This is a genomic window from Verrucomicrobiia bacterium, from assembly GCA_035946615.1.
Taxonomy (GTDB): Bacteria; Verrucomicrobiota; Verrucomicrobiia; order Limisphaerales; family UBA8199; genus DASYZB01.
The window spans coordinates 46,332-66,067 of sequence record DASYZB010000132.1 but is presented as its reverse complement, the minus strand read 5'-3'; the positions used below and the strand labels follow the sequence as shown (position 1 = coordinate 66,067).

The window sequence follows — 19,736 nt, the reverse complement described above, 5'->3', positions numbered from 1 at the left end:
GTTTGAGGAATTTTCGCGTGGAGGCGCGGCGTTTTCCCCTATGGCATCTCGGCTGCTCAGGGTTGGACAAAGCTCGTTAGATCGCTCGTTAAAACCGTAAGTCCATTAGTGGGATGGGCGTGGTTTGTGAACCGGCGGGTGAACTCTGCGAGACACAAAAATGACCAAATCCTATCGAATACCTATGAGGCAAGGAACCAAGGGAACTAAACACATTAAAGCCGCAGGGGTGTGCCTGGGGTTGGCAGTGGGCGGCACCGCCCTGCTGCACGGCCAGCAGACCGCCCCATCCAACTTAAGCACGAACCGGCTCGAAAACCTCGAAAAAGAAAACCAGGACTTGAAAAAGCGGCTCGATACGCTCGAAGCTCTGGCTCAAAAAGAGGGATTGCTGCCCAGCGGGACCAAACCCGCTGACCCGCCGGTCTCCGCCTTGAGCGATATCACTCTAAGCGGGTTTGTGACGACCTCCTTCTTTCACGACTCGAGCGAGCCACCAGGGAATGAAATTCCGGGCTATCTTTGGAACCGAAGGAACGATTCGTTCACGCTCAATGCGGTGAAGATCACCCTCGCCAGCCCGCAGGTGCAGAACAACGGGGATAAATTCGATGCGGGCTACCGTGTCTCGCTCATCGCCGGCCAGAACGCCCCGTACGTCAACTCCTCGAGCTCGTCCGTCGGCTTTGACTTGGTGCGGGAGGCCTTCGTGGAACTGAACATCCCTATCGGAACGGGTTTGGACGTGCGAATCGGCGAACTCATCTCGCTCCTCAACTATGAATCGGGCGACGGCGGGGCAGTGAATGCCAACTTCTCGCAAGGTTACCAATGGTATTTTACCGGCAATCCACCGGCGGCGGGTATCCAGCTCGGCTACAATTTAACAGATTGGCTCAACGCAAAATTCCGGGTGCAAAACGGCCTGTATGCCGGCGAGTTTTCCAACGGCTCTTCGAAGACGTACATGGGTTCGCTCAACTTCACCCCAATGAAGAATCTTTGGTTTAACCTGATCGGGTTTGGGGGGCGTGAGGGCGCGCCTTATTTGCAATCGGACTGGGGTGGCTCGCTCCTGGCCGGATGGCAGGCGACCGAGCAGTTGGGTTTCGGCACCGAATTGGACTACTTTAACTTCCACAATCCTGCCAGTTACGCAGTCCCCGGGGATGCGCCGGTCTGGTCCACGGGCCTTTGGACAACTTACGATTTCACCAAGAAAGTCGGCTTGGCGCTGCGCGCTGAGTTTCTGAGCGATAAAGACGGCGTCGATGCCTCCGCTGGGGGTGTTGGCGGTCCTTTGGGATTCCTCAACCCGCTGGGCACTGGTCAGGACCTGTCGAGCGTCGCCCTGACCCTTAACTACAGACCCGTCCCAACAATCAAGATTCAGCCGGAAATCCGTTTTGACCATACCTCCTGGGCCGGCGGTTTCGTTCCCGGCAAACAAAACCGCATCGTTTACGGGGCGGGCGTCTCTTACCTGTTTTAAATCCAAAACAATTCGAACCAACCACATTTAAAAAGAAAGCATGAAAAAATACCTGTTTAGTCTGCTCATCGGCGCGCTGGCCTTGGCTCAAACGCCAATCTCCAGCTCCGCCGAAACCATCAAAGTCGGCATACTCCATTCCCTCAGCGGGACGATGGCCATTAGCGAAACCTCGTTGCGCGACTCGTTGCTATTCGCATTCGATGAAATCAACAAGGCGGGCGGCATCAAGATTGGCGATAAGAGCTATACGATCGAGCCAGTCATTGTCGATGGCGCTTCCAACTGGCCGTTGTTTGCCGAGAAAGCCAAACAACTCCTGGAAGAAGACAAAGTTGCCGTCGTTTTCGGTTGCTGGACCTCAGTCAGCCGCAAATCCGTTCTTCCGGTCTTTGAAAAGGACAACGGCCTTCTCTTTTACCCGGTCCAATACGAAGGTGAAGAGCTGTCCAAGAACATTTTCTACACGGCGGAAGCCGTCAACCAACAGGCGACTCCGGCAATCGATTACCTGCTGGCGCAGGGCAAGAAGAAATTCTATCTAATCGGGACGGACTACGTTTATCCCCAAACGACAAATTTGATCCTTTATAAATATTTGTTGCTGCACGGAATCCGGCTCGAGGACATCGGCGGCGGGTTGCGCAAAGATGATTCCGGAAAGGTGATTTCGGCCGGCAAATACACCCCCTTCGGACACACGGATTATCAGCAAATCGTTGCCGAGATTAAGCAGTTTGCCGCCAGCGGCGACGCGTGCGTGATCAACACCATCAACGGTGACTCGAACGTCCCGTTCTTCAAGGAAGTGGCTGCTGCGGGGCTCACCCCGGCGGATTGCCCGGTCGTTTCATTCAGCCTGGCGGAAGATGAGCTGCGCTCCCTGCCCACCAAAGACCTCGTGGGCGAGCTGGGTTGCTGGACTTACTTCATGTCCCTCAAAACGCCCGAGAACAAGCATTTTCTAGCCCGCTGGAATACGTGGCTAAAGGAAGAAAACCACCCGGGCGTCGTGAAAGAGAACCGGGCGGTGGACAGCCCGATGGTGCTTTCATACGACGGCGCTTATCTTTGGAAGGCGGCAGCGGAAAAGGCCGGCAGCTTCGACGTGGACAAGGTCCGTAAGACCCTCGAAAGCGGCGAAATAAGTTTTGACGGTCCGGGCGGAAAGATTACTATCCAGAAGAACCACCATGCGACAAAAAACGTTTATATCGGCGAGACCCGCGCCAACGGGCAGTTCAAAATTCTGAAATCGTATGACCAGGTTTTTGGCGAACCGTTCCTGCTCAATGGATTGGATCAAAAACTGACAGCCTTGAATAAGTGACCGTCTGCTGCTGCCTGAGTTTCGACAACGGGGCGGAGCGTCGATGCTCCGCCCCTTAATCTATTTATGAAGCGTGGTCTGACATGGCTGGTTTGGCTGTCACTGGGCCTTTTCTCGTGCGCGCTCGCCCGTGACTCCGCCAGCGAGGAGGCCTCTGCCGTCCGGCACAAGCTCGACCAAGCCATCCTGAGCCAAGGGCAGGACCAGCAAAAACTCCTCAGCGAATTGGCCGGGTCCGGCTCGAAGGTAGCCGCGGATGTTTTGAACCTCTGGAACCGCGACGGAGTTTACCTGTATGTCGCGCCGGACGGTTCCAAAGTCCCGGTGCTGCTTGAGGACGCTGAGGATGCCAATGGCAAAAAGCGCGCCATCCGCGTTGATGACGGGACTTACCTGAAGGATGCCAAAGGCGCTGAACTTCGCTTCGGCGACAACGATTTGAATACAGCGGACACGGATATGCGTCTGCGCAGCGCTATTCAGCAGACCCTCGATGCCCTGGCCTTGTCAGACCCTGAGCCTGAGGCCCGGCACTCGGCAATTTTGAAGCTGGGCAATTCGCGCAAGCCCCGGTATATCCCGGTCCTGGAGGCCAAGCTCCCAAAAGAAAAAAATTCTCAGGTCAGGAAGGGCATTCGAGAAGCTATCGCTCTGCTTCAACTCGTTGATACCGACCCCAAAGTACAACTCAAAGCCGTTCAGCAACTGGAGCATCTTCAGGCCATGGGCGCCCTCGATACTCTCACGAGCCTGGCATCGGCGCCGAATTGCCCGCCTGATGTCGCCCGGTCCGCCAGGCAGGCCATCCACGCAATCCAGGAACACATTTGGTGGCTCAACTTTCTTGGCACCATCTTTCATGGAATGAGCCTCGGCTCGATTCTGCTGGTGGTAGCGCTTGGGCTGGCGATCACCTTTGGGCTGATGGGCATCATCAACATGGCTCATGGCGAGATGATTGCCGTCGGGTCCTACGCCTGTTACGTCGTCCAGAACCTGTTCGGCGCCGGCTTCGGATTCTCTATTATCTTGCCATTCAGTTTTGCAGGCAGACCGATCGGCTTCGGCATGCATCTTCCGGGCCTAAACGCCTCTGGATGGCTTTATGAGAGCTATTTCCTCTTCGCTATCCCATTGAGCTTTGTCACCGCCGCCCTGGCGGGGCTTCTCATCGAACGGACGGTGATCCGGTTCCTGTATCGCCGCCCTTTGGAATCGCTGCTGGCCACTTGGGGAATCTCACTGGTTATGCAACAGTGTTTCCGCATGGTATTCGGCGCTAACAATGTTCAGGTCAATTCCCCGTCCTGGCTTCTGGGCCATTTCTCCATTGGCGACCTTAACTTCGGTTATAACCGGGTATTCGTGATCTGCTTTGCCGTTGTCATTGTCATCGGGACGTGGCTCCTGTTGACCAAGACCCCCCTGGGTTTGCTGATTCGGGCTGTGATGCAAAATCGGGGTATGGCCGCTTGCCTGGGCGTGCGCACCAGCCGCATTAACATGGTGACCTTCGCCTTTGGCTCCGGCCTGGCCGGACTGGCGGGGGCGTTCCTATCGCAAATCGGCAACGTCGGCCCCAGTCTTGGGCAAACGTATATCGTGGATAGTTTCATGACGGTGGTCCTTGGCGGGATCGGCAGCATCGTCGGCACGGTCTATTCCGCTCTGGGCATCGGCACTGCCGACCAGGTGCTCCAACAAACCACCGGCTCGCCGGTTACGGGCAAGATCGTTGTGCTGATTGCCATCATCCTGTTCTTACAGTGGAAGCCAGGCGGTTTATTCAGCAGCCGTAGTCGCAGCCTCGATTGACAGTATGTGGGGCACCGCCAGCAAATCATCAAAATGTGCCCTGGCTATCGCGGCCATCGTCTTAATCATTGTGCTGCCGGCCCTCAATGCTTTCACATCCGCCGGCAGCTTTTTGCATGTCAGCGATTTCAGCATCAACCTTTACGGCAAGTACCTTTGTTACGCCGTCCTGGCTATCAGCGTCGATGTCCTTTGGGGTTATACCGGTTTGCTGAGCCTGGGCCAGGCCCTTTTCTTCACCTTGGGCGGCTACATGATGGGCATGCACCTCATGCGCATGATCGGCGACCTCGGGCAGTACCATCAGCCTATCCCCGATTTTCTCGTCTTTTTGGGCTGGCATAATTTGCCCCCTTTCTGGCGGCCCTTCGGGAGCTTTGCTTTCGCCCTGCTGATGGTCGTGGTGGTGCCGGGTCTGCTGGCCCTGATTTTCGGCTATCTCGCCTTTCGTTCCCGCATTCGTGGCGTTTACTTCTCCATTTTGACCCAGGCCCTCACCTACGCCGCCTGTTTGCTGTTTTTCCGCAATAGCCTCTTGATGGGCGGGAACAATGGGTTTACTGATTTCAAATTCCTCCTTGGCCACGATCTACGCGAGCCGGCCACTCAGCGGGGCCTTTATATCGCCACGGCCCTTCTATTGGCGCTGGTTTATATTGGATGCCGCTGGTTGAGCCAAACCCGATTCGGCCTGGTCCAGCAGGCCATTCGTGACCGGGAAGACCGTGTGTTGTTCAGTGGGTACGCCGCTGCCAACTACAAGCTGTTTGTATTCGTTCTTTGCGCAGTCATTGGCGCGCTCGGGGGCATGCTGTACGTCCCCCAGGTCGGCATTATCAATCCCAGCGAGATGGCCCCTGATAAATCGCTCGAAGCGGTTGTCTGGGTCGCCGTCGGTGGGCGCGGCACATTGATTGGTCCCATCCTGGGTGCGATTGGTGTCAATGCCCTCAAGAGCTGGACCACCCGCGCCTTCCCGGATATGTGGCTGCTGATCCTGGGCGCTCTGTTTGTTTTCGTGACCGTTTTCATGCCCAAAGGAATCGTTGGCCTGCCCGGACAGTTGAAATCGCTCCGCCGCCATTTTCGTGGCAAGCTTGAACCCACCCCGCAACCAGCACCTGCGGCCAAGCCCAGCGAAACCCTCGTCAAAAGCGAATGAGCGCGCAGCGCAAAGAGTTCATCCTGATGCTCGAAGGCGTGAACAAAACCTTTGACGGGTTCAAGGCCATTTCCGAATTGAACTTTTACATGGATGCCGGCGAGCTGCGCGTCATCATCGGCCCAAACGGCGCCGGCAAAAGCACCATGCTCGATTTGATCTCTGGCCGCACACGGCCCGATTCGGGCAAAATCGAATTTGGCAGGGACACCGACCTGACGCGGCTCAATGAATATCAGATCAACCGGTTGGGGATCGGGCGCAAATTTCAAACCCCGTCGGTTTATGTCGAGCACACGGTGTTTGAAAACATCCTGCTGTCGCTCCCGAGCAAGCGGAGCGTTTGGGAGGCGCTGTTCTCAAGGGTCACCCCGGCTCAGCGTGAACGCATCCAACAGGTCCTCGAAACGGTAGGTCTGGCTGACCGCCAGCACTGGCGGGCCGGAGCATTGGCCCATGGCCAAAAGCAATGGCTCGAAATTGGCATGCTCCTGGCCCAGGACCCCAGGCTGCTGCTGGTCGATGAACCGACGGCCGGGATGAGCGATGACGAAACGGTCCGCACGGGCGAACTGCTGGTCAACCTGGCCGCCCACCATAGCCTCATCGTCATCGAGCATGACATGGCATTCGTCCGCCAAATCGCCCGAAAGGTCACGGTGCTCCACCAGGGCTCCGTTCTTTGCGAAGGCTCGGTCGAGGAGGTGCAAAACGACGAAAGGGTCATCGAGGTTTACCTGGGCCGCAAACACGAGCCGAAACGCCAACTGTGAATGCCGCGCCGGACATCCTCACGCTCTCCCAGCTCAACGCTGCCTATGAAGGGTCACAAATCCTGCGTAATGTTTCGCTGTCCATTCCGCAAGGCCAGGTCGTTTGCTTGATGGGTCGCAATGGCGTTGGCAAAACCACCACCCTCAAATGCGTGACTGGCCTGCTCAAACCAATGAGCGGCAATATCCGTTTGGGCGACCGGCTGCTCAACGGCTTGCGCCCCGACGAACGCGCCCGCCAAGGGCTTGGATACGTGCCGCAAGGCCGCGATATTTTTCCGAACCTGACGGTGTGGGAAAACCTGCGGATTAGCCTCGTGGCGCACGGCGCAACGGCCAACGGCCAGGTGCACCGGATCCTCGAACTTTTCCCGATTCTTAAGACCATGCTCAAACGAAAGGGCGGGGTCCTCAGCGGCGGACAGCAGCAACAGTTGGCTATCGCGCGCGCCTTGCTGACCGCCCCAAAGGTGCTGCTACTGGATGAACCGACCGAAGGCATCCAGCCCAACATAATCGACCACATAGGTGAGACGCTGCTGAAGATTAAAAAGGAAGGTCAAATGAGCATCCTTTTGGTCGAGCAGTACCTGGATTTTTGCCTCAGCGTCGCCGATTACTTTTATGTCATGGACCGCGGCGCGATTGCCGCCGAAGGGGCCATAGCAGACTTGAATCAAAATCTTGTGAAGCAATACTTGACGGTATGAGCTTGGACCAATTGCAGCCGGGCACCGGCCATTTGAGTGTAGAATTAGCGGCCGGCCAAAGCACGGCCACTTCTGTTTGGGCCACCAGCCCCCTCAAAATCCTGACTCCGCGTCCTCGCGGTCCGAGTGTTTGGGCCTGCTTGAGCAGTTTTGGCGGGGGGTTGGTTGCCGGGGACGAAATCAGCCTGACGTTAAATGTTGGGGAGGGAGCGCGCTGTTTTTTGAGCACCCAGGCATCAACCAAGGTTTATCGCAATCCAGATTCTCAGCCGTGCAGCCATTATCTCAGGGCTCACTTGGCCCGCGAGGCGCTCCTGGCTTTGGCGCCCGACCCGGTCCAAGCCTTTGCTCAATCGCGCTATCGGCAGCGCCAGGAGTTTCATCTGCAACCCAAAAGCGGGTTGGTGTTGGTCGATTGGCTCTGTTCGGGCCGCGCAGCGCGTGGGGAGCGCTGGGCCTTCGACCGGTTCCACAGCCAGAATGAAATTTTTTTGGGAGAATCGCGTGTGCTGCTCGATTCGCTGCTGTTGGAGCCTGCCGACGGGCCGCTTGAGGCCTCTCATCGCATGGGGCGGTTCAATTGTCTCGCCTTGGTGGTGGTGATTGGAGACACCCTTGCCGCTGTGAGCGCCCGCTTATTGGAAGAGGTCGCCCGCCTGCCAATGCCGCGCCACGCGCCGCTGGTCTGCAGCGCCAGCCCCATCACCCAGGGTTCCTTGATTCGCATCGCCGGTGAGTCCGTCGAAGCCGTCAGCCACGAGGTCCGGCGGCTGCTTTCCTTCGTTCCGCAGTTTCTGCATGATGACCCATGGGCTAGAAAATGGTAGCAGGCCAAAGAACGGCAAACGAACGCGGAAAGATGAACTCTTCAATCCCAGAGGATTCTGCATCGCGCCCGCAGGGCGGCTCAACTGCCATTTTAAGGATCAATCCAGCCCACGCCCTAAGCTCGACGCTCGACGCTTCACACTCCACACCCAGGGTCCCCTATGCACCTCTCCCCTCGCGAAATTGACAAGCTCCTGCTCCATAACGCCGGCTTTCTGGCCCAAAAACGCCTCGCCCGCGGTCTGCGCCTGAACTATCCGGAGGCCGTCGCCCTCATCGCCTCTCAACTTCTCGAATTCATTCGCGAAGGAAAGCGAGTGGCGGAACTCATGGATTTAGGAAGACGACTTCTGGGGCGCAACCAGGTAATGGCCGGCGTGCCAGCACTCATCAGCGAGGTGCAGGTCGAGGGGACGTTTCCGGACGGGACAAAGCTTGTCACCGTTCATCATCCTATTGCTTCGGAGAATGGGAACCTCGAACTGGCATTGCACGGGAGTTTCCTGCCGATTCCGCCTCCCTCGGTCTTCGAATCCGTTCCGGCGGAGGGCGAACTCGAACCGGGCGCGTATGAAGTAGCTCCGGGCAAGCTGGACCTGAACGCTGGCCGCCCAACAGTGACCCTGACAGTGACCAATCTCGGAGACCGGCCCGTGCAGGTGGGCAGCCATTATCATTTTATCGAAACGAATGCTTCCCTGCGGTTCGACCGGCTGAAGGCTTATGGCAAACGCCTCGATATACCCGCCGGGGCAGCCGTCCGGTTCGAGCCCGGTGAGACCAAAACGGTCCGCTTGGTGGAGATTTCCGGGAGGCGGATTATTCATGGAGGCAATAACCTGGCTGAGGGTTCAGTATCGGCAGAGAACCAAAAGGCCGCATTGGGCCGGGTAACGGAACGCGGCTTTGCCCACCAGGAGGAATAGCTTATGGCACATCAGATTGATCGGCGGCATTACGCAGAAATGTTCGGGCCAACCACCGGCGACCGGGTCAAGTTGGGGGACACTTCGCTGGTGTTGGAGGTTGAACGGGATTTCACGGTTTATGGGGACGAGTGCAAGTTCGGCGGGGGCAAGGTGCTGCGAGAAGGCATGGGCCAGGCCGCAGGGGTCGCCCAGGCCGATGCGCTGGATTGCGTGATAACCAATGCGCTTGTCGTGGACTACACGGGCATTTACAAAGCCGATATCGGCCTCAAAGACGGCCTCATCTCGGGCATAGGCAAAGCGGGCAATCCGGACGTGATGGCCGGCGTGACCATGGGCATGGTCGTCGGTGTCACAACAGAAGTCATCGCAGGCGAAGGGCTCATCGTCACTGCCGGGGGTATTGACGCGCACATTCATTTTATCTGCCCGCAACAAGTGTTCGAAGCTATCTCCGCCGGTCTGACCACGATGATCGGTGGGGGGACAGGCCCGGCGACCGGCACCTCCGCCACGACGTGCACGCCAGGCGCAAATCATCTGCGGATGATGTTGCAAGCCACCGACGCTTTGCCTCTGAACTTTGGGTTTACGGGCAAGGGGAACACGGCTTTGCCGGCGGGATTGCCTGAGCAGATTCTTGGCGGGGCCATCGGCCTGAAGTTGCACGAGGATTGGGGCACAACCCCCGCGGCCATTGACTGCTGCCTGCGCGTGGCTGACGAGCAGGACGTGCAGGTGACCATCCACACAGACACGCTCAATGAGTCCGGGTTTGTCGATGCAACCATAGCTGCTATCAAAGGCCGCACGATTCACACCTACCATTCGGAAGGCGCCGGCGGCGGCCATGCCCCGGATATTATTCGCATCTGCGGCGAACCCAACGTTCTGCCCAGTTCCACGAACCCTACCCGCCCTTTTACAGTCAACACGCTAGATGAACACCTCGATATGCTGATGGTCTGTCACCATCTCGACCCAAAGCTCCCGGAAGATGTCGCCTTTGCCGAAAGCCGGATACGGGGCGAGACCATCGCGGCGGAGGATATTCTCCATGACCTCGGGGCAATCAGCATGATGAGTTCGGACTCGCAGGCCATGGGCCGCATCGGCGAGGTCATTACGCGGACATGGCAGACGGCCAATAAGATGCGCCAACAACGTGGCCGTCTCGAAGGCGAAACAGGGTCCAACGACAACCTTCGAATCAAGCGCTACGTGTCCAAGTACACCATTAACCCCGCCATTTCGCATGGCATTGGCCATCTGGTTGGGTCTGTCGAGACCGGCAAACTTGCCGACCTCGTTCTTTGGAAACCCGGCTTCTTTGGCGCAAAACCCGAGATGGTCATTAAAGGTGGGATAATCGCCTGGTCTCAGATGGGCGACCCGAACGCCTCGATTCCGACGCCCCAACCTGTCTTCATGCGTCCGATGTTCGGCGCTTTCGGCTCGGCCGCATCTCCCATCTCAGTGAGTTTTGTCAGCCGGCTTTGCGAGGAGAAGGGCGTCCCCGCAACCTACGGCCTGACCAAACGCGTCGAGGCCGTTCGCGATTGCCGGAACATCGGCAAAAAAGCAATGAAATGGAATGACGCAACGCCTCGCATTACTGTCGATCCTGAAACCTACGAGGTTAAAGCGGATGGTGAGTTGTTGGCTTGCGAGCCGGCAAGCGTTCTGCCGTTGGCTCAGCGCTATTTTCTCTTTTAGAGAATCTTGGTATAATGGCTTGTTCTTCTCAATCTTCGGATGTGTGAGTTCCGAGTCTCCAAACAATGAATGGTTGTTATGTCAATTGGCTGATTCAGCCTTTCCGACGGGCGGCTTCGCCCATTCTGGCGGGTTGGAGGCCGCCTGGCAGCAGGGCGAGTTGGCCAATCCTGGGGAACTGGCCTCGTTCATTCGAGCGAGTCTATGCCAACTCGGGCGCGCTTCACTGCCGTTTGTGACCGCAGCCCACGCTAATCCCGGGAATTGGCTTGAACTGGATCGGCTGTGCGACACTTTTAACACCAATCATGTCGCCAATCGCGCTAGCCGCCTCCAAGGCCAGGCCCTCCTTGCATCGGCCGAGCGCATCTTTGCCACACACCAACTGGAACAGCTTCGCCAAAGCGCCCGGCAAACCGGAGCCTTTTATCATTTCGCTCCCGTGTTCGGCGTGACAACTAACGCGCTTGGAATCGACTTTATGCCGGCAGCGCGGTTGTTCTTCTTTATCCATTTGCGCGGGCTTGTGACTGGGGCGATCCGCCTTGGAATCATTGGCCCTCTCGAAGGACAGGCTTTGTTGCACAGTTTCGCCGCACAGGCCGAGGAGGTCCTGCTCCGTTGTCGAAACCTGACTCGCGAACAAATCGCTCAACCCTCGCCATTGCTGGAATTATTCCAGGCTAATCAAGACCGCCTTTATTCGAGATTATTCCAAAGCTGAGCATGAACTTGGAACATCACCAACACGGGCCCGAGGGCCATACTCACGAACACCTCGAATACCCAGGCTACTTCGACCAGCGCCCTAAGCCACTTGCCCGCGATTTCAGCCGCCGCGCCTTTACCGTCGGCGTGGGCGGCCCGGTCGGCAGCGGCAAAACCGCCCTCATGCTGGCATTGTGTCTGAAACTGCGCCATCAACTTCGGATGGCGGCTGTCACAAATGACATCTTCACTAAAGAGGATGGCGAGTTCCTCGTGCGCCACCAGGCCCTCGAACCCGACCGCATCCGGGCGGTCGAGACAGGCGGTTGTCCCCATGCGGCTATCCGTGAGGATACCTCTGCCAATTTGCTCGCCTTGGAAGACCTTCACCAACGTTTCAACACCCAGCTCCTGCTGATCGAATCCGGAGGTGACAACCTCGCCGCGCATTTCAGCCGCGAATTAGCTGATTTCACCATCTACGTCATCGATGTGGCTGGCGGCGACAAAATACCCCGCAAAGGCGGCCCCGGCATTACTCAATCCGACCTTCTGGTGATTAACAAAACCGATCTCGCTGTGGCCGTCGGCGCCGACCTGGAAATCATGCGCCGCGACGCCCATGCCATGCGCGGCGATGGACCGATTATCTTTGCACAGGTCAAACATGGGATGGGTGTGGACGAGATAGCCGAGCAGGTCCTGCACTGCTGGGAACACGCCGCCTCAGTGCCGCACAGCCATTGAGCAGCTAACAAAAGCTAACCTCTTACACTTTGACGCGGCGGCTGTAAGGTCTGCTTCGTTGGTCGCGAATTGCGCGGGTCGGGGATTTCAGCCCTTGTGGAGCGCTTGGGGTCGATGCCGCCTCAGGTTTTTTCCTCACGCGCTTTCCGGCTCTGGTCCAGGAAAAGCTTTTGCAACTCCGCATAGGACTTGGACTGCGAGGCGCCTTCGACAGTTTTCTCGCCGATTTCCTGGACTTTTTGATAGGCGGCTTCGAGTTGCTGTGCGAGCTTTGAATTCGCGGTGACAAGGTCCTTGTTGGTTCGTTCCAGCGCTTCGTTCCTGGCGGTCAGAACGTTGCGCTCGCCTTCGAATTGCTTCTGGGCGACATCCTCCCGGCTCTTGGCTTCCAGCTTGAGCCGCTCGCTGGCCTCTTTGACCGAGTGGTTGACGGCGGCTTCCAGTTCTTTGGGAAAGTCGGCGGCTTTGGCGCGAAGCTCGGCCAGCTCGTGCTCCTTCCCGGTGATGGCTTTCTCTCTCTCAACGAATTCCCGTTCAAACGTCTCGCGCTTAATCTTAATCTCCTTTTCCAACGCAGCCTTTTCGTCGTTGAGCTTGTCTTTGATGGATTGCTGTTCGCGCTTAAAGGCATAATTGAAATCTTCCCGGGCGCGGTCTTGCGCTTTTTTCTCGGCGCCATCCCGCTCCTTGACTTCGGCATCGTGGGTTCTTTTCTCCTCTTCCCACTCAGCGCGTTTGGTCTCAATCTCCTTTTCCAGCTCGTCCCGTTCCTGGGCCATCTGAGTTTCGAATTCCGTCCGCTTTTGATTCTGGGCTTCGATCAATGCCGCCAGGCTCACCGCCGCTTTTTCAATCCCATACAGCTCCTTCAGCTCCTGCTCTTTGCTTTCCACAGCCTTCTGGACATTGCGGAACCTGGCGGATTCCGCCGCCAGTTGGTCGGAAATGCTGGCCAGCATTCTGCCGATCTCCGATCTGAGCCCGCCTAATTCGCGGTCAACGCCTTCCGGCGCAATTCCCGTCGCCACTTTCACGGCTTCGGCGGCCTTCTTCTCCTCGAGGCGGCGTTCAGGAGCCAACGCGGCAGCGCGTTTTTCTTCGAGCTCTTTGGCAAGGGCCTGGTATGCATCGAGCATTTCCTGCTTGGTGCTTTTGTCCGAGAGCTTTCTTGTGACAACTGGTTTCTCTGGCATAGGCTTCTATGTTGGGCTGTCTGAATCAGAATATTTCAGGCGTCAAGCTGCCAAAGGGATTCCTCGACGGAAAGAAAAATCCACGTATTCCGCTGTTCCTCCAAACAATGCATGCCAGCGCGCGGCAAATACGCTGATCGCATTGAAACCAGCCGAGACTTCAGCAACTGCGGGCCGCAGTTGCGTCTGCCGTCAATTCAATGATCCTTCGCAACGGCGTGGCGGGACGGAACCCGGTTATGGCGGCGAGTTTATCGACAATTGGTTTGCGCCGGAGCATGTCATCAAAGCCGGGGGCGTAAGCTTCGCGATAAGGGACCATTTCTATCTTGGCTTTTGAGTGAAGGATTTCAATTACCAGCTCCGCGAGCTGCTTGATGGAAACCTCCTCTGAACCGCCCACGTTAAAGACCTGGCTCCGCGCTGCCGGGCAGTTCTGCAGGCGCACCAGCGCTTCGACCGTGTCGATGACGTAACAAAAACAGCGGGTCTGCTGGCCGTCACCAAACACCTTGAGCGGCTGGCCGGATTTGGCTGCGGAGATAAAGCGCGGCAAAACCATGCCGTAGCGGCCCGTCTGTCGAGGGCCGACCGTATTGAACAGCCGGGCGATGACAACCGGTAGCGCGCGTTCTTTGGCATAAGCCAGCCCGAGGAATTCATCCATCAGCTTCGAGCAGGCATAACTCCAGCGGGCCTGGTGGGGTGGGCCGATGAGCAAATCGTCCTCTTCGCCGAAAGCGGCCTTTTGGCTCTTGCCGTACACTTCCGAGGTCGAAGTCAACAGCACGGGAACCCTCTGCGGGGCGGCTGCTTCAAGCAGAACTTCCGTTTCGTGCAGATTGGTTTCAAGGACACGGATCGGGGTGTTCACAACCAATTCCACGCCCACAGCGGCTGCCAGGTGATAGACGGCCTGTGCCTGCCCCACCAGCCGGGAAAGGTCCGGACAGGTCGAAATGCGCGATTGAACAAAAGCGAATCGAGGGTGGCTGGAGGCGCGGGAGAGGTTCTCGAGGCTGCCGGTCGAAAGATCATCAATCACGACCACGCTTTCGCCCTCCGCCAGCAAGCGTTCCACCAAATGCGAGCCGATGAAACCGGCCCCGCCAGTAACAAGAACATGCCCTGCAGCGTTCGACCCTGACCGCGCTTTGGATGTGCCGGGTTTTGGCTTCAAGGTTTTTATTCAGTCTGCGAATTCTTCAGCTCCGGCCCTTCTATCTTCGTCACCCCGCCGTGCGCCAAAAGTAACTGTTACCCGAGGGACGGGTATCGTTGTGCCAAAAGGGTGTTACCCGATGGCCTTGTTTTTGGTTAACCGTTCTTTGCGTAGGAAGCGAGCTAAAACGAGCAGGGGGGCGGGCTTCGAGCCTTAGCTCGCGCCCCCCTGCGGTGGAACACGGACGCGCATTAGCGGAGGGGGGCACCGGGGGGGAGGTTTGCTCCATCGAGTTATTCACAGTTTTTAGCTCTGCGCTCAACGAGGCCCTCGACGCAGGGCAGAGATGGCCTTCAGGCTTTGTGTCACCGTTTGCTTCAAAGCAAATGGATTTAAGCTTGCCTTATGTTTCACCAAGCGTGCTTTGGCGGCCGCAGTCACCTCGGCGCTGGCCAACACCCGCGCCAGCGGCGTTTGGGCCTCGCCGTAAATGCGGCGTAACTTGCCCGCGACGCGCTCCTTGCTTTCTAACTTGAGGCTGGCATGGAAGTAGTTAAGCAACTGCCCGTAGGCCCCTTTAACCAACCCATTGATCGGCTCAACTAACTCGGGATTATCGTGCCGCTCATACCCGAAACACTGTCGCACGTGCGTCCAGTTCTTCTGCTCGACGTGCGCGTTGTCATCCTTTTTGTAAGGCCGGCTCCGCGTCATGAACACCGGCCGCGGGCGCTTCTGCAGCCAGTGCAGCACGTGATGATTGAGGAACTCTCCCCCGTTATCACTGTCCAGGCCCAACAAGCTAAAGGGCAGACTGGCCTCGATATCCTGCAGGGCCGTCAAGGTGCCGGCCTGGCCCCGTCCCCACATGGCCCGCACTTCCACCCAGGTTGTCGCGTAGTCCACGCCATCGACCATCCACACAAATTCCCCGGCCACACTACCGCCGCACAGCGCCACGGTATCGACCTCCAACCAGCCTGCTTTGCCTTCTTCCCACAGGCTCCCGCGAATGGGGATCTGCTGCCGCAACAATGTCCCCGGGCGCGTTAGCGAGCGGCCCTTCCCTTGGCCCCGCAAGGGTTCGAGCAACCGGTCCAGCGTCCGTGCGCTGGCCAACAGCAACTTCTCTCGCACCTCCCCAGGCATGCGCTTCTCATGCTGCTCGTAGGCCGGAACCCATTCCGGCAACATCGCCACCAGCCGCCGCCCACAGGCGTAATCGCTGGCTTGCCAGATGGGCCGTAACCACGGCAACAACAAGTTGGGCTCATACTTCATCGGACGCCCCGTCAGCACCACAGGTCCCTTCACGGACCTCCTCACTGCTTGACCCAAGGCCCGAATCGCTGCCTTGCGATGGTAGTCCAGCAACTGCACCGCCTGGTCAATACGCTTGGTCTTGTGCTGCGCACCGGCCGTTTTGTAACGCCGCCGCAACTTCTCCAAAACCTGCTTTCGTGTCGAGTTACTCATGCTTTTATCCATTCCGGCCAGGGTAACCCCACTTTTGGCACAACGTATCGTTTCACCGCTCTTTCAACCCCCTCCCGGGTAACAATACTTTTGGCGCAATTCTCGGGCAAAAGGTGGTTCAACGGCTGCAGGTTCCGGGCATCCTCCGCGCACGGCAGTGGAGCCACGTCAACCTGTTCACCTAGCCCATCAGGATCAAGGGCTATGCGGTGGTCTGCGCCATGGACGGAGAGGAGGCGGTCAAAATGGCCGAAGCGGAGGCGCCGGCGCTCATTCTGATGGACATGAGCCTGCCGGTCATGGACGGCTGGGAGGCTACCAAACGAATCAAGGCCACTAAACCATCGGTGCCGATCATCGCGCTGACCGCCCACGCCATGGAAGGCGACGAGCGCAGGGCGCGGGAAGCCGGGTGCGATGATTACGACACGAAACCGATAGAGCTTGAACGGCTGCTGGTCAAAATCGAGAAGTTGCTGGCGCCCGCCACCTCTGCATGAGCCTGCCTGTTGAGGGAATTAAGCAGCCGGCCTCTGCTTCAGGCTCAGCTTCAACCGAGGCGGCGGTGGGAAAGCTGGACCCGCATGCGGCACGAGCTGCGCACGCCTATCAATCATATTCTGGGCTATTGCGAATTGCTGCTCGAAGAGGCGCAGCTCTCGGAACAGGCTTTGGAGGATTTGCGCAGAATTCACGCCGGAGGACGCGAGCTGCAAATACTAATTGCGAGGTACTTTGACGAGGAACAGTTTCTCCAGCACCGGGACTTGCACCAGCTCTACCATGAACTGCGCACACCGGTGAACCACATCATCGGCTACACGGACTTGCTCATCGAACAAACCGAGGACGCGGCCATCCAGGCGGCTGTTGCCGACCTCAAGAAAATACGAGATGCCGCCAGCGACTGGTTGTCCTTGATGGAGGCCTATTTAATCGAGCCGGTCCTGGCGGCGGCGCCTGACACCCTCCAGCCTGCCGGCTCGCGCGGTCAACCTCTGTCTTTGAATCTTGGCTTCAGTTTTAAAGTGCCGGAACCCAAAACTGGCCGGCCTTTGTTTAAGGACGAAGGGGCGATTCTGGTGGTGGATGACGATGAAAGCAGCCGCGAGATGCTGGCCCGGCGGTTGCGGCGCAGCGGCTACACCGTTTCGGCCATAGGCAACGGCGTGCAGGCCCTGGCGCTTGCCCGCAGGCAACAGTTCGATCTCATTTTGCTGGATATGGTCATGCCGGGCCTGGATGGGTTTCAAGTGCTTGCAAAATTCAAGTCCGACCTGGCACTGCGCGACATCCCCATCCTGATGCTTTCTGCGCTGGATGACGAAAATGGCGTCGCCCGCTCTATAGAAATGGGCGCCGAAGATTACCTGGCTAAGCCTTTCAGTCCCGTATTCCTGCGCGCCCGGATTGGCGCCTGCCTGGAAAAGAGGCGGCTCAGGGACAAGGAAAAGGCAACGCACCAGGGCCTGAAGGACACTTTCAGACCTTTTCGACCAGTGCCTCGCGAAAACCCGAGGTAGCCAGCACCGCATCGACTTCCGGCGAAGGCCGTGTCGCCAGCAGCACCCGCTGAGAGTTTTTCATTTGCCGCCATTACTGGAGGAGCACCCGCAGGCCGGCCGAACAAAGAAAAGTTGCGCTGCTCAGGTTGCTTTTCGGACCCGAGCGGATCAGCTTGAGCAGTTCGACCTCCAGTTGATTAGCCCCGGTGCCATCGACGCGCCCGAAGACGAGCACCTCGCAAGAGTCTCCGGTCACGACATTTCGGATTTCCATAATACCGTGGATGTGATATGCAGCATTCTAGGCTCGTCCTTCTGGGGGAGCAAGTGGATATTCGTCAAAAGCTTAGCAGGACGCCGATGTGGCCGCCGGAGTCTCTGCCTTGCTCCTTGTTCATGAGTTCGATGCCGTAGTCGAAGCGAACGGAGAGGTTCTGGCGCAGGTCATAGCGCAGGCCGGCGCCATAGGAGGCCAGGCTGGTGTTTTTCATCAGCCCAGCCCCGGCGTCGGTGATATTGAAGTCTTCGATCTGCACGGTGCCGTAATCGAAGAAAACCAGGAATTGCAAGCGGTCATCGTAGGGAAACCACCCGAATCGCTTCAGCACGGGAAAGGTGGGCGTGCGGAGTTCATTATTGACGATCCAGCCGTTGTCGGCGTTGACGAAGCGTTCGAAATAGCCGCGCACGGTGCCGAAGCCGCCGATGCCGATTTCTTCACTCGGGGTGAGCCGCTGGCTGGAATACTGGCCGAAGAAGTGGAGGACCCAGCTAAAATCAGCGGGCAAGCGGGTGAGGCGCTCTGCGGTCAGACGGCCATACAGGTAATGGGCCTTGGAATCGGGGCGCAACTGGTCGAAGGTCGCGTCGTTATTCTGGCTGGTTAAGCCGCCCGGGCTGTAATAGCCCTCGAGGCCGAGGGAGGTCTGGCCGGCGCGGTCGAGCAGCAAGCCGCTGTAGCCCAACTCGAATTGATCGACCTGGATGCGGGTGGTGCTGAGGGCGGTTTGGCCGCCGAATTCGAGATTGTTATCGGTGCTCTTGAAATCAAAGCCGCCAGTGATTTCCTGGATATAATTTTTGCCCACGCGTTGCGGGATCGAATAGCGCAAGCTGGCCTGGTAGCTGTTGCCCTTGGAAAGCGCCGAGGTATTGGGAAACTCAGCGGTTGCATCGGCATAGGCGCCCATGATGGCGAGGTTGTGGCGCCAGGGCAGCGGGATGAGGTAACTGGCGGAGTGGGCGCTGATGTCCCGGAAGTCCACATCGGTGGTGTATTGGTAATTCAACTGCTGGTCCAAGCCGAAGACGTTGCCCCAATTGAACCCTGCCAGCAAGCGGTCCTGTCCGGTGAACTCGGTGCCGGTGTTTTCGTAGCCGAAGTAGGCGCGCAGCGGAATCCGGTCTTCGACCTGCAGGTCAATATCGGACTTGCCCAGGTCGTCGCCGGCTTTGAAGACGGTGTTGACCTGGCGGAAGGGGTTGCGGTTTACCCAATCCAAATCGTCGGTGAGCTTCTGCATATCGACGACGTCGCCTGGGCGCAAACGGATTTGGCGGGTGATAAACTGGTCGGAAAACCATTTGTGCCCGGGATTATTGACGGTGATTTTGCCGACCTTGCCTTCGAGGAACCAAAGCTGAATGACGCCGGTGCTGAGGTTTTGCGGCGGGAGGATGATGTCCACCAATGGCCTGTTTTTGGCGCGGCAATAAAGGATAATGTCGTTTTCGAGGCTGCGGATATCGTTGATCGAGACGCTCTGGTTGAGATACCAATACCCGAGCTTCTGAAAATCCGGTCCGCTTAATAAGGGGATATTGACGACCTTGATGCCGGTCACGCCCGAGACGCCCTCCTCCTTGATTTCGTCGCGTGACTTAACGATGACGATTCCCGTCAAGCGCGGGATGAGGACGTTGTCATCTTCCGGATTGGTTTGCGGGGTGGGGCTCTGGACCGAAGGGGCGGGGGTGGGCGGCTTTTTGGGGACCTTGGGAGAGCGCTGGGGCAATCGCTCTTCTCCCAATCCCTGTGCTTGCATGCCCACCGGGCAGAACAAGGCGCTCAATAGCAAGAGAAGCGCCAGCCCCGACCACACTTTCAGGATTTTTTGCAATTTCATAGGCTTACTTTAAAAGGTTCCCTCATCCGATTTCTGACGATGCCCGCATAGCCCTGCTCAGAGT

General features: G+C 57.8%; 18 protein-coding genes. 13 read left to right on the top strand and 5 right to left on the bottom strand.

Annotated elements, in window-relative coordinates:
- Positions 1-184 precede the first annotated feature (184 nt).
- The 11 genes from VG146_19135 to ureG all read left to right on the top strand — a co-directional run bounded on the left by VG146_19135 (position 185) and on the right by ureG (position 12,210).
- Positions 185-1,492, top strand: a complete 1,308-nt coding sequence (locus tag VG146_19135; GenBank protein HEV2394470.1) for an outer membrane beta-barrel protein — start codon at positions 185-187, stop codon at positions 1,490-1,492.
- Between the two features lie 40 nt (positions 1,493-1,532).
- Positions 1,533-2,822, top strand: coding sequence for a transporter substrate-binding protein (locus VG146_19130; GenBank protein ID HEV2394469.1), 1,290 nt, complete (start codon positions 1,533-1,535; stop codon positions 2,820-2,822).
- Positions 2,823-2,888: 66 nt separating this feature from the next.
- Positions 2,889-4,637 (top strand): urea ABC transporter permease subunit UrtB, encoded by a 1,749-nt coding sequence (gene urtB / locus VG146_19125; protein ID HEV2394468.1) that lies wholly within the window; start codon positions 2,889-2,891, stop codon positions 4,635-4,637.
- 4 nt (positions 4,638-4,641) lie between these two features.
- Positions 4,642-5,799 carry an urea ABC transporter permease subunit UrtC gene (gene urtC / locus VG146_19120; protein HEV2394467.1) on the top strand — a complete coding sequence of 386 codons (1,158 nt, stop codon included), beginning with the start codon at positions 4,642-4,644 and terminating at the stop codon, positions 5,797-5,799.
- Positions 5,796-6,572, top strand: a complete 777-nt coding sequence (gene urtD / locus VG146_19115; GenBank protein ID HEV2394466.1) for an urea ABC transporter ATP-binding protein UrtD — start codon at positions 5,796-5,798, stop codon at positions 6,570-6,572. Before urtC ends, urtD begins: the two co-directional genes overlap by 4 nt.
- A complete protein-coding gene (gene urtE, locus VG146_19110) occupies positions 6,569-7,282 on the top strand; it encodes an urea ABC transporter ATP-binding subunit UrtE (protein ID HEV2394465.1) in 714 nt (237 codons plus the stop codon). Before urtD ends, urtE begins: the two co-directional genes overlap by 4 nt.
- Positions 7,279-8,109 (top strand): urease accessory protein UreD, encoded by an 831-nt coding sequence (locus VG146_19105; protein HEV2394464.1) that lies wholly within the window; start codon positions 7,279-7,281, stop codon positions 8,107-8,109. The genes urtE and VG146_19105 overlap by 4 nt, the downstream gene beginning before the upstream one ends.
- Before the next feature lie 162 nt (positions 8,110-8,271).
- On the top strand, positions 8,272-9,036 hold the full coding sequence (ureA, locus tag VG146_19100) for an urease subunit gamma (protein HEV2394463.1): 765 nt from the start codon (positions 8,272-8,274) through the stop codon (positions 9,034-9,036).
- Positions 9,037-9,039: 3 nt separating this feature from the next.
- A complete protein-coding gene (gene ureC, locus VG146_19095) occupies positions 9,040-10,755 on the top strand; it encodes an urease subunit alpha (protein ID HEV2394462.1) in 1,716 nt (571 codons plus the stop codon).
- A gap of 85 nt (positions 10,756-10,840) precedes the next feature.
- Positions 10,841-11,479 carry an urease accessory UreF family protein gene (locus VG146_19090; protein ID HEV2394461.1) on the top strand — a complete coding sequence of 213 codons (639 nt, stop codon included), beginning with the start codon at positions 10,841-10,843 and terminating at the stop codon, positions 11,477-11,479.
- Between the two features lie 2 nt (positions 11,480-11,481).
- Positions 11,482-12,210: an urease accessory protein UreG gene (gene ureG / locus VG146_19085; GenBank protein HEV2394460.1), complete on the top strand. Its 729-nt coding sequence runs from the start codon at positions 11,482-11,484 to the stop codon at positions 12,208-12,210.
- Between the two features lie 122 nt (positions 12,211-12,332).
- Here the strand turns inward: ureG and VG146_19080 are convergent, their stop codons facing one another.
- From VG146_19080 to VG146_19070, 3 genes are all read right to left on the bottom strand, one after another.
- Complete coding sequence (locus VG146_19080) at positions 12,333-13,403, bottom strand: hypothetical protein (protein HEV2394459.1); 1,071 nt, start codon at positions 13,401-13,403, stop codon at positions 12,333-12,335.
- Positions 13,404-13,563: 160 nt separating this feature from the next.
- On the bottom strand, positions 13,564-14,583 hold the full coding sequence (locus tag VG146_19075) for an NAD-dependent epimerase/dehydratase family protein (protein HEV2394458.1): 1,020 nt from the start codon (positions 14,581-14,583) through the stop codon (positions 13,564-13,566).
- A gap of 300 nt (positions 14,584-14,883) precedes the next feature.
- Complete coding sequence (locus VG146_19070) at positions 14,884-16,041, bottom strand: integrase (protein HEV2394457.1); 1,158 nt, start codon at positions 16,039-16,041, stop codon at positions 14,884-14,886.
- Between the two features lie 188 nt (positions 16,042-16,229).
- On the opposite strand from VG146_19070, the gene VG146_19065 reads away from it, so the two are divergent.
- Both VG146_19065 and VG146_19060 read left to right on the top strand, forming a co-directional pair.
- Positions 16,230-16,541 (top strand): response regulator, encoded by a 312-nt coding sequence (locus VG146_19065; GenBank protein HEV2394456.1) that lies wholly within the window; start codon positions 16,230-16,232, stop codon positions 16,539-16,541.
- An 84-nt stretch (positions 16,542-16,625) separates the two neighbouring features.
- Positions 16,626-17,564, top strand: coding sequence for a response regulator (locus VG146_19060; protein HEV2394455.1), 939 nt, complete (start codon positions 16,626-16,628; stop codon positions 17,562-17,564).
- Positions 17,565-17,637: 73 nt separating this feature from the next.
- Here the strand turns inward: VG146_19060 and VG146_19055 are convergent, their stop codons facing one another.
- Positions 17,638-17,820: a hypothetical protein gene (locus tag VG146_19055; protein ID HEV2394454.1), complete on the bottom strand. Its 183-nt coding sequence runs from the start codon at positions 17,818-17,820 to the stop codon at positions 17,638-17,640.
- A gap of 64 nt (positions 17,821-17,884) precedes the next feature.
- The gene (locus VG146_19050) at positions 17,885-19,672 is read right to left on the bottom strand and encodes a ShlB/FhaC/HecB family hemolysin secretion/activation protein (GenBank protein ID HEV2394453.1); all 1,788 of its coding nucleotides are present in this window, start codon (positions 19,670-19,672) and stop codon (positions 17,885-17,887) included.
- Positions 19,673-19,736: the final 64 nt, after the last annotated feature.

Bases quoted from the DNA above. Each gene is read 5' to 3' on its own strand.
- ureA (HEV2394463.1), top strand. From the start codon at position 8,272: ATGCACCTCTCCCCTCGCGAAATTGACAAGCTCCTGCTCCATAACGCC.
- ureC (HEV2394462.1), top strand. From the start codon at position 9,040: ATGGCACATCAGATTGATCGGCGGCATTACGCAGAAATGTTCGGGCCA.
- VG146_19105 (HEV2394464.1), top strand. From the start codon at position 7,279: ATGAGCTTGGACCAATTGCAGCCGGGCACCGGCCATTTGAGTGTAGAA.
- VG146_19135 (HEV2394470.1), top strand. From the start codon at position 185: ATGAGGCAAGGAACCAAGGGAACTAAACACATTAAAGCCGCAGGGGTG.
- VG146_19055 (HEV2394454.1), bottom strand. From the start codon at position 17,820: ATGGAAATCCGAAATGTCGTGACCGGAGACTCTTGCGAGGTGCTCGTC.
- VG146_19070 (HEV2394457.1), bottom strand. From the start codon at position 16,041: ATGAGTAACTCGACACGAAAGCAGGTTTTGGAGAAGTTGCGGCGGCGT.
- VG146_19080 (HEV2394459.1), bottom strand. From the start codon at position 13,403: ATGCCAGAGAAACCAGTTGTCACAAGAAAGCTCTCGGACAAAAGCACC.
- urtD (HEV2394466.1), top strand. From the start codon at position 5,796: ATGAGCGCGCAGCGCAAAGAGTTCATCCTGATGCTCGAAGGCGTGAAC.
- VG146_19130 (HEV2394469.1), top strand. From the start codon at position 1,533: ATGAAAAAATACCTGTTTAGTCTGCTCATCGGCGCGCTGGCCTTGGCT.
- urtC (HEV2394467.1), top strand. From the start codon at position 4,642: ATGTGGGGCACCGCCAGCAAATCATCAAAATGTGCCCTGGCTATCGCG.
- VG146_19050 (HEV2394453.1), bottom strand. From the start codon at position 19,672: ATGAAATTGCAAAAAATCCTGAAAGTGTGGTCGGGGCTGGCGCTTCTC.
- urtB (HEV2394468.1), top strand. From the start codon at position 2,889: ATGAAGCGTGGTCTGACATGGCTGGTTTGGCTGTCACTGGGCCTTTTC.
- VG146_19060 (HEV2394455.1), top strand. From the start codon at position 16,626: ATGCGGCACGAGCTGCGCACGCCTATCAATCATATTCTGGGCTATTGC.
- ureG (HEV2394460.1), top strand. From the start codon at position 11,482: ATGAACTTGGAACATCACCAACACGGGCCCGAGGGCCATACTCACGAA.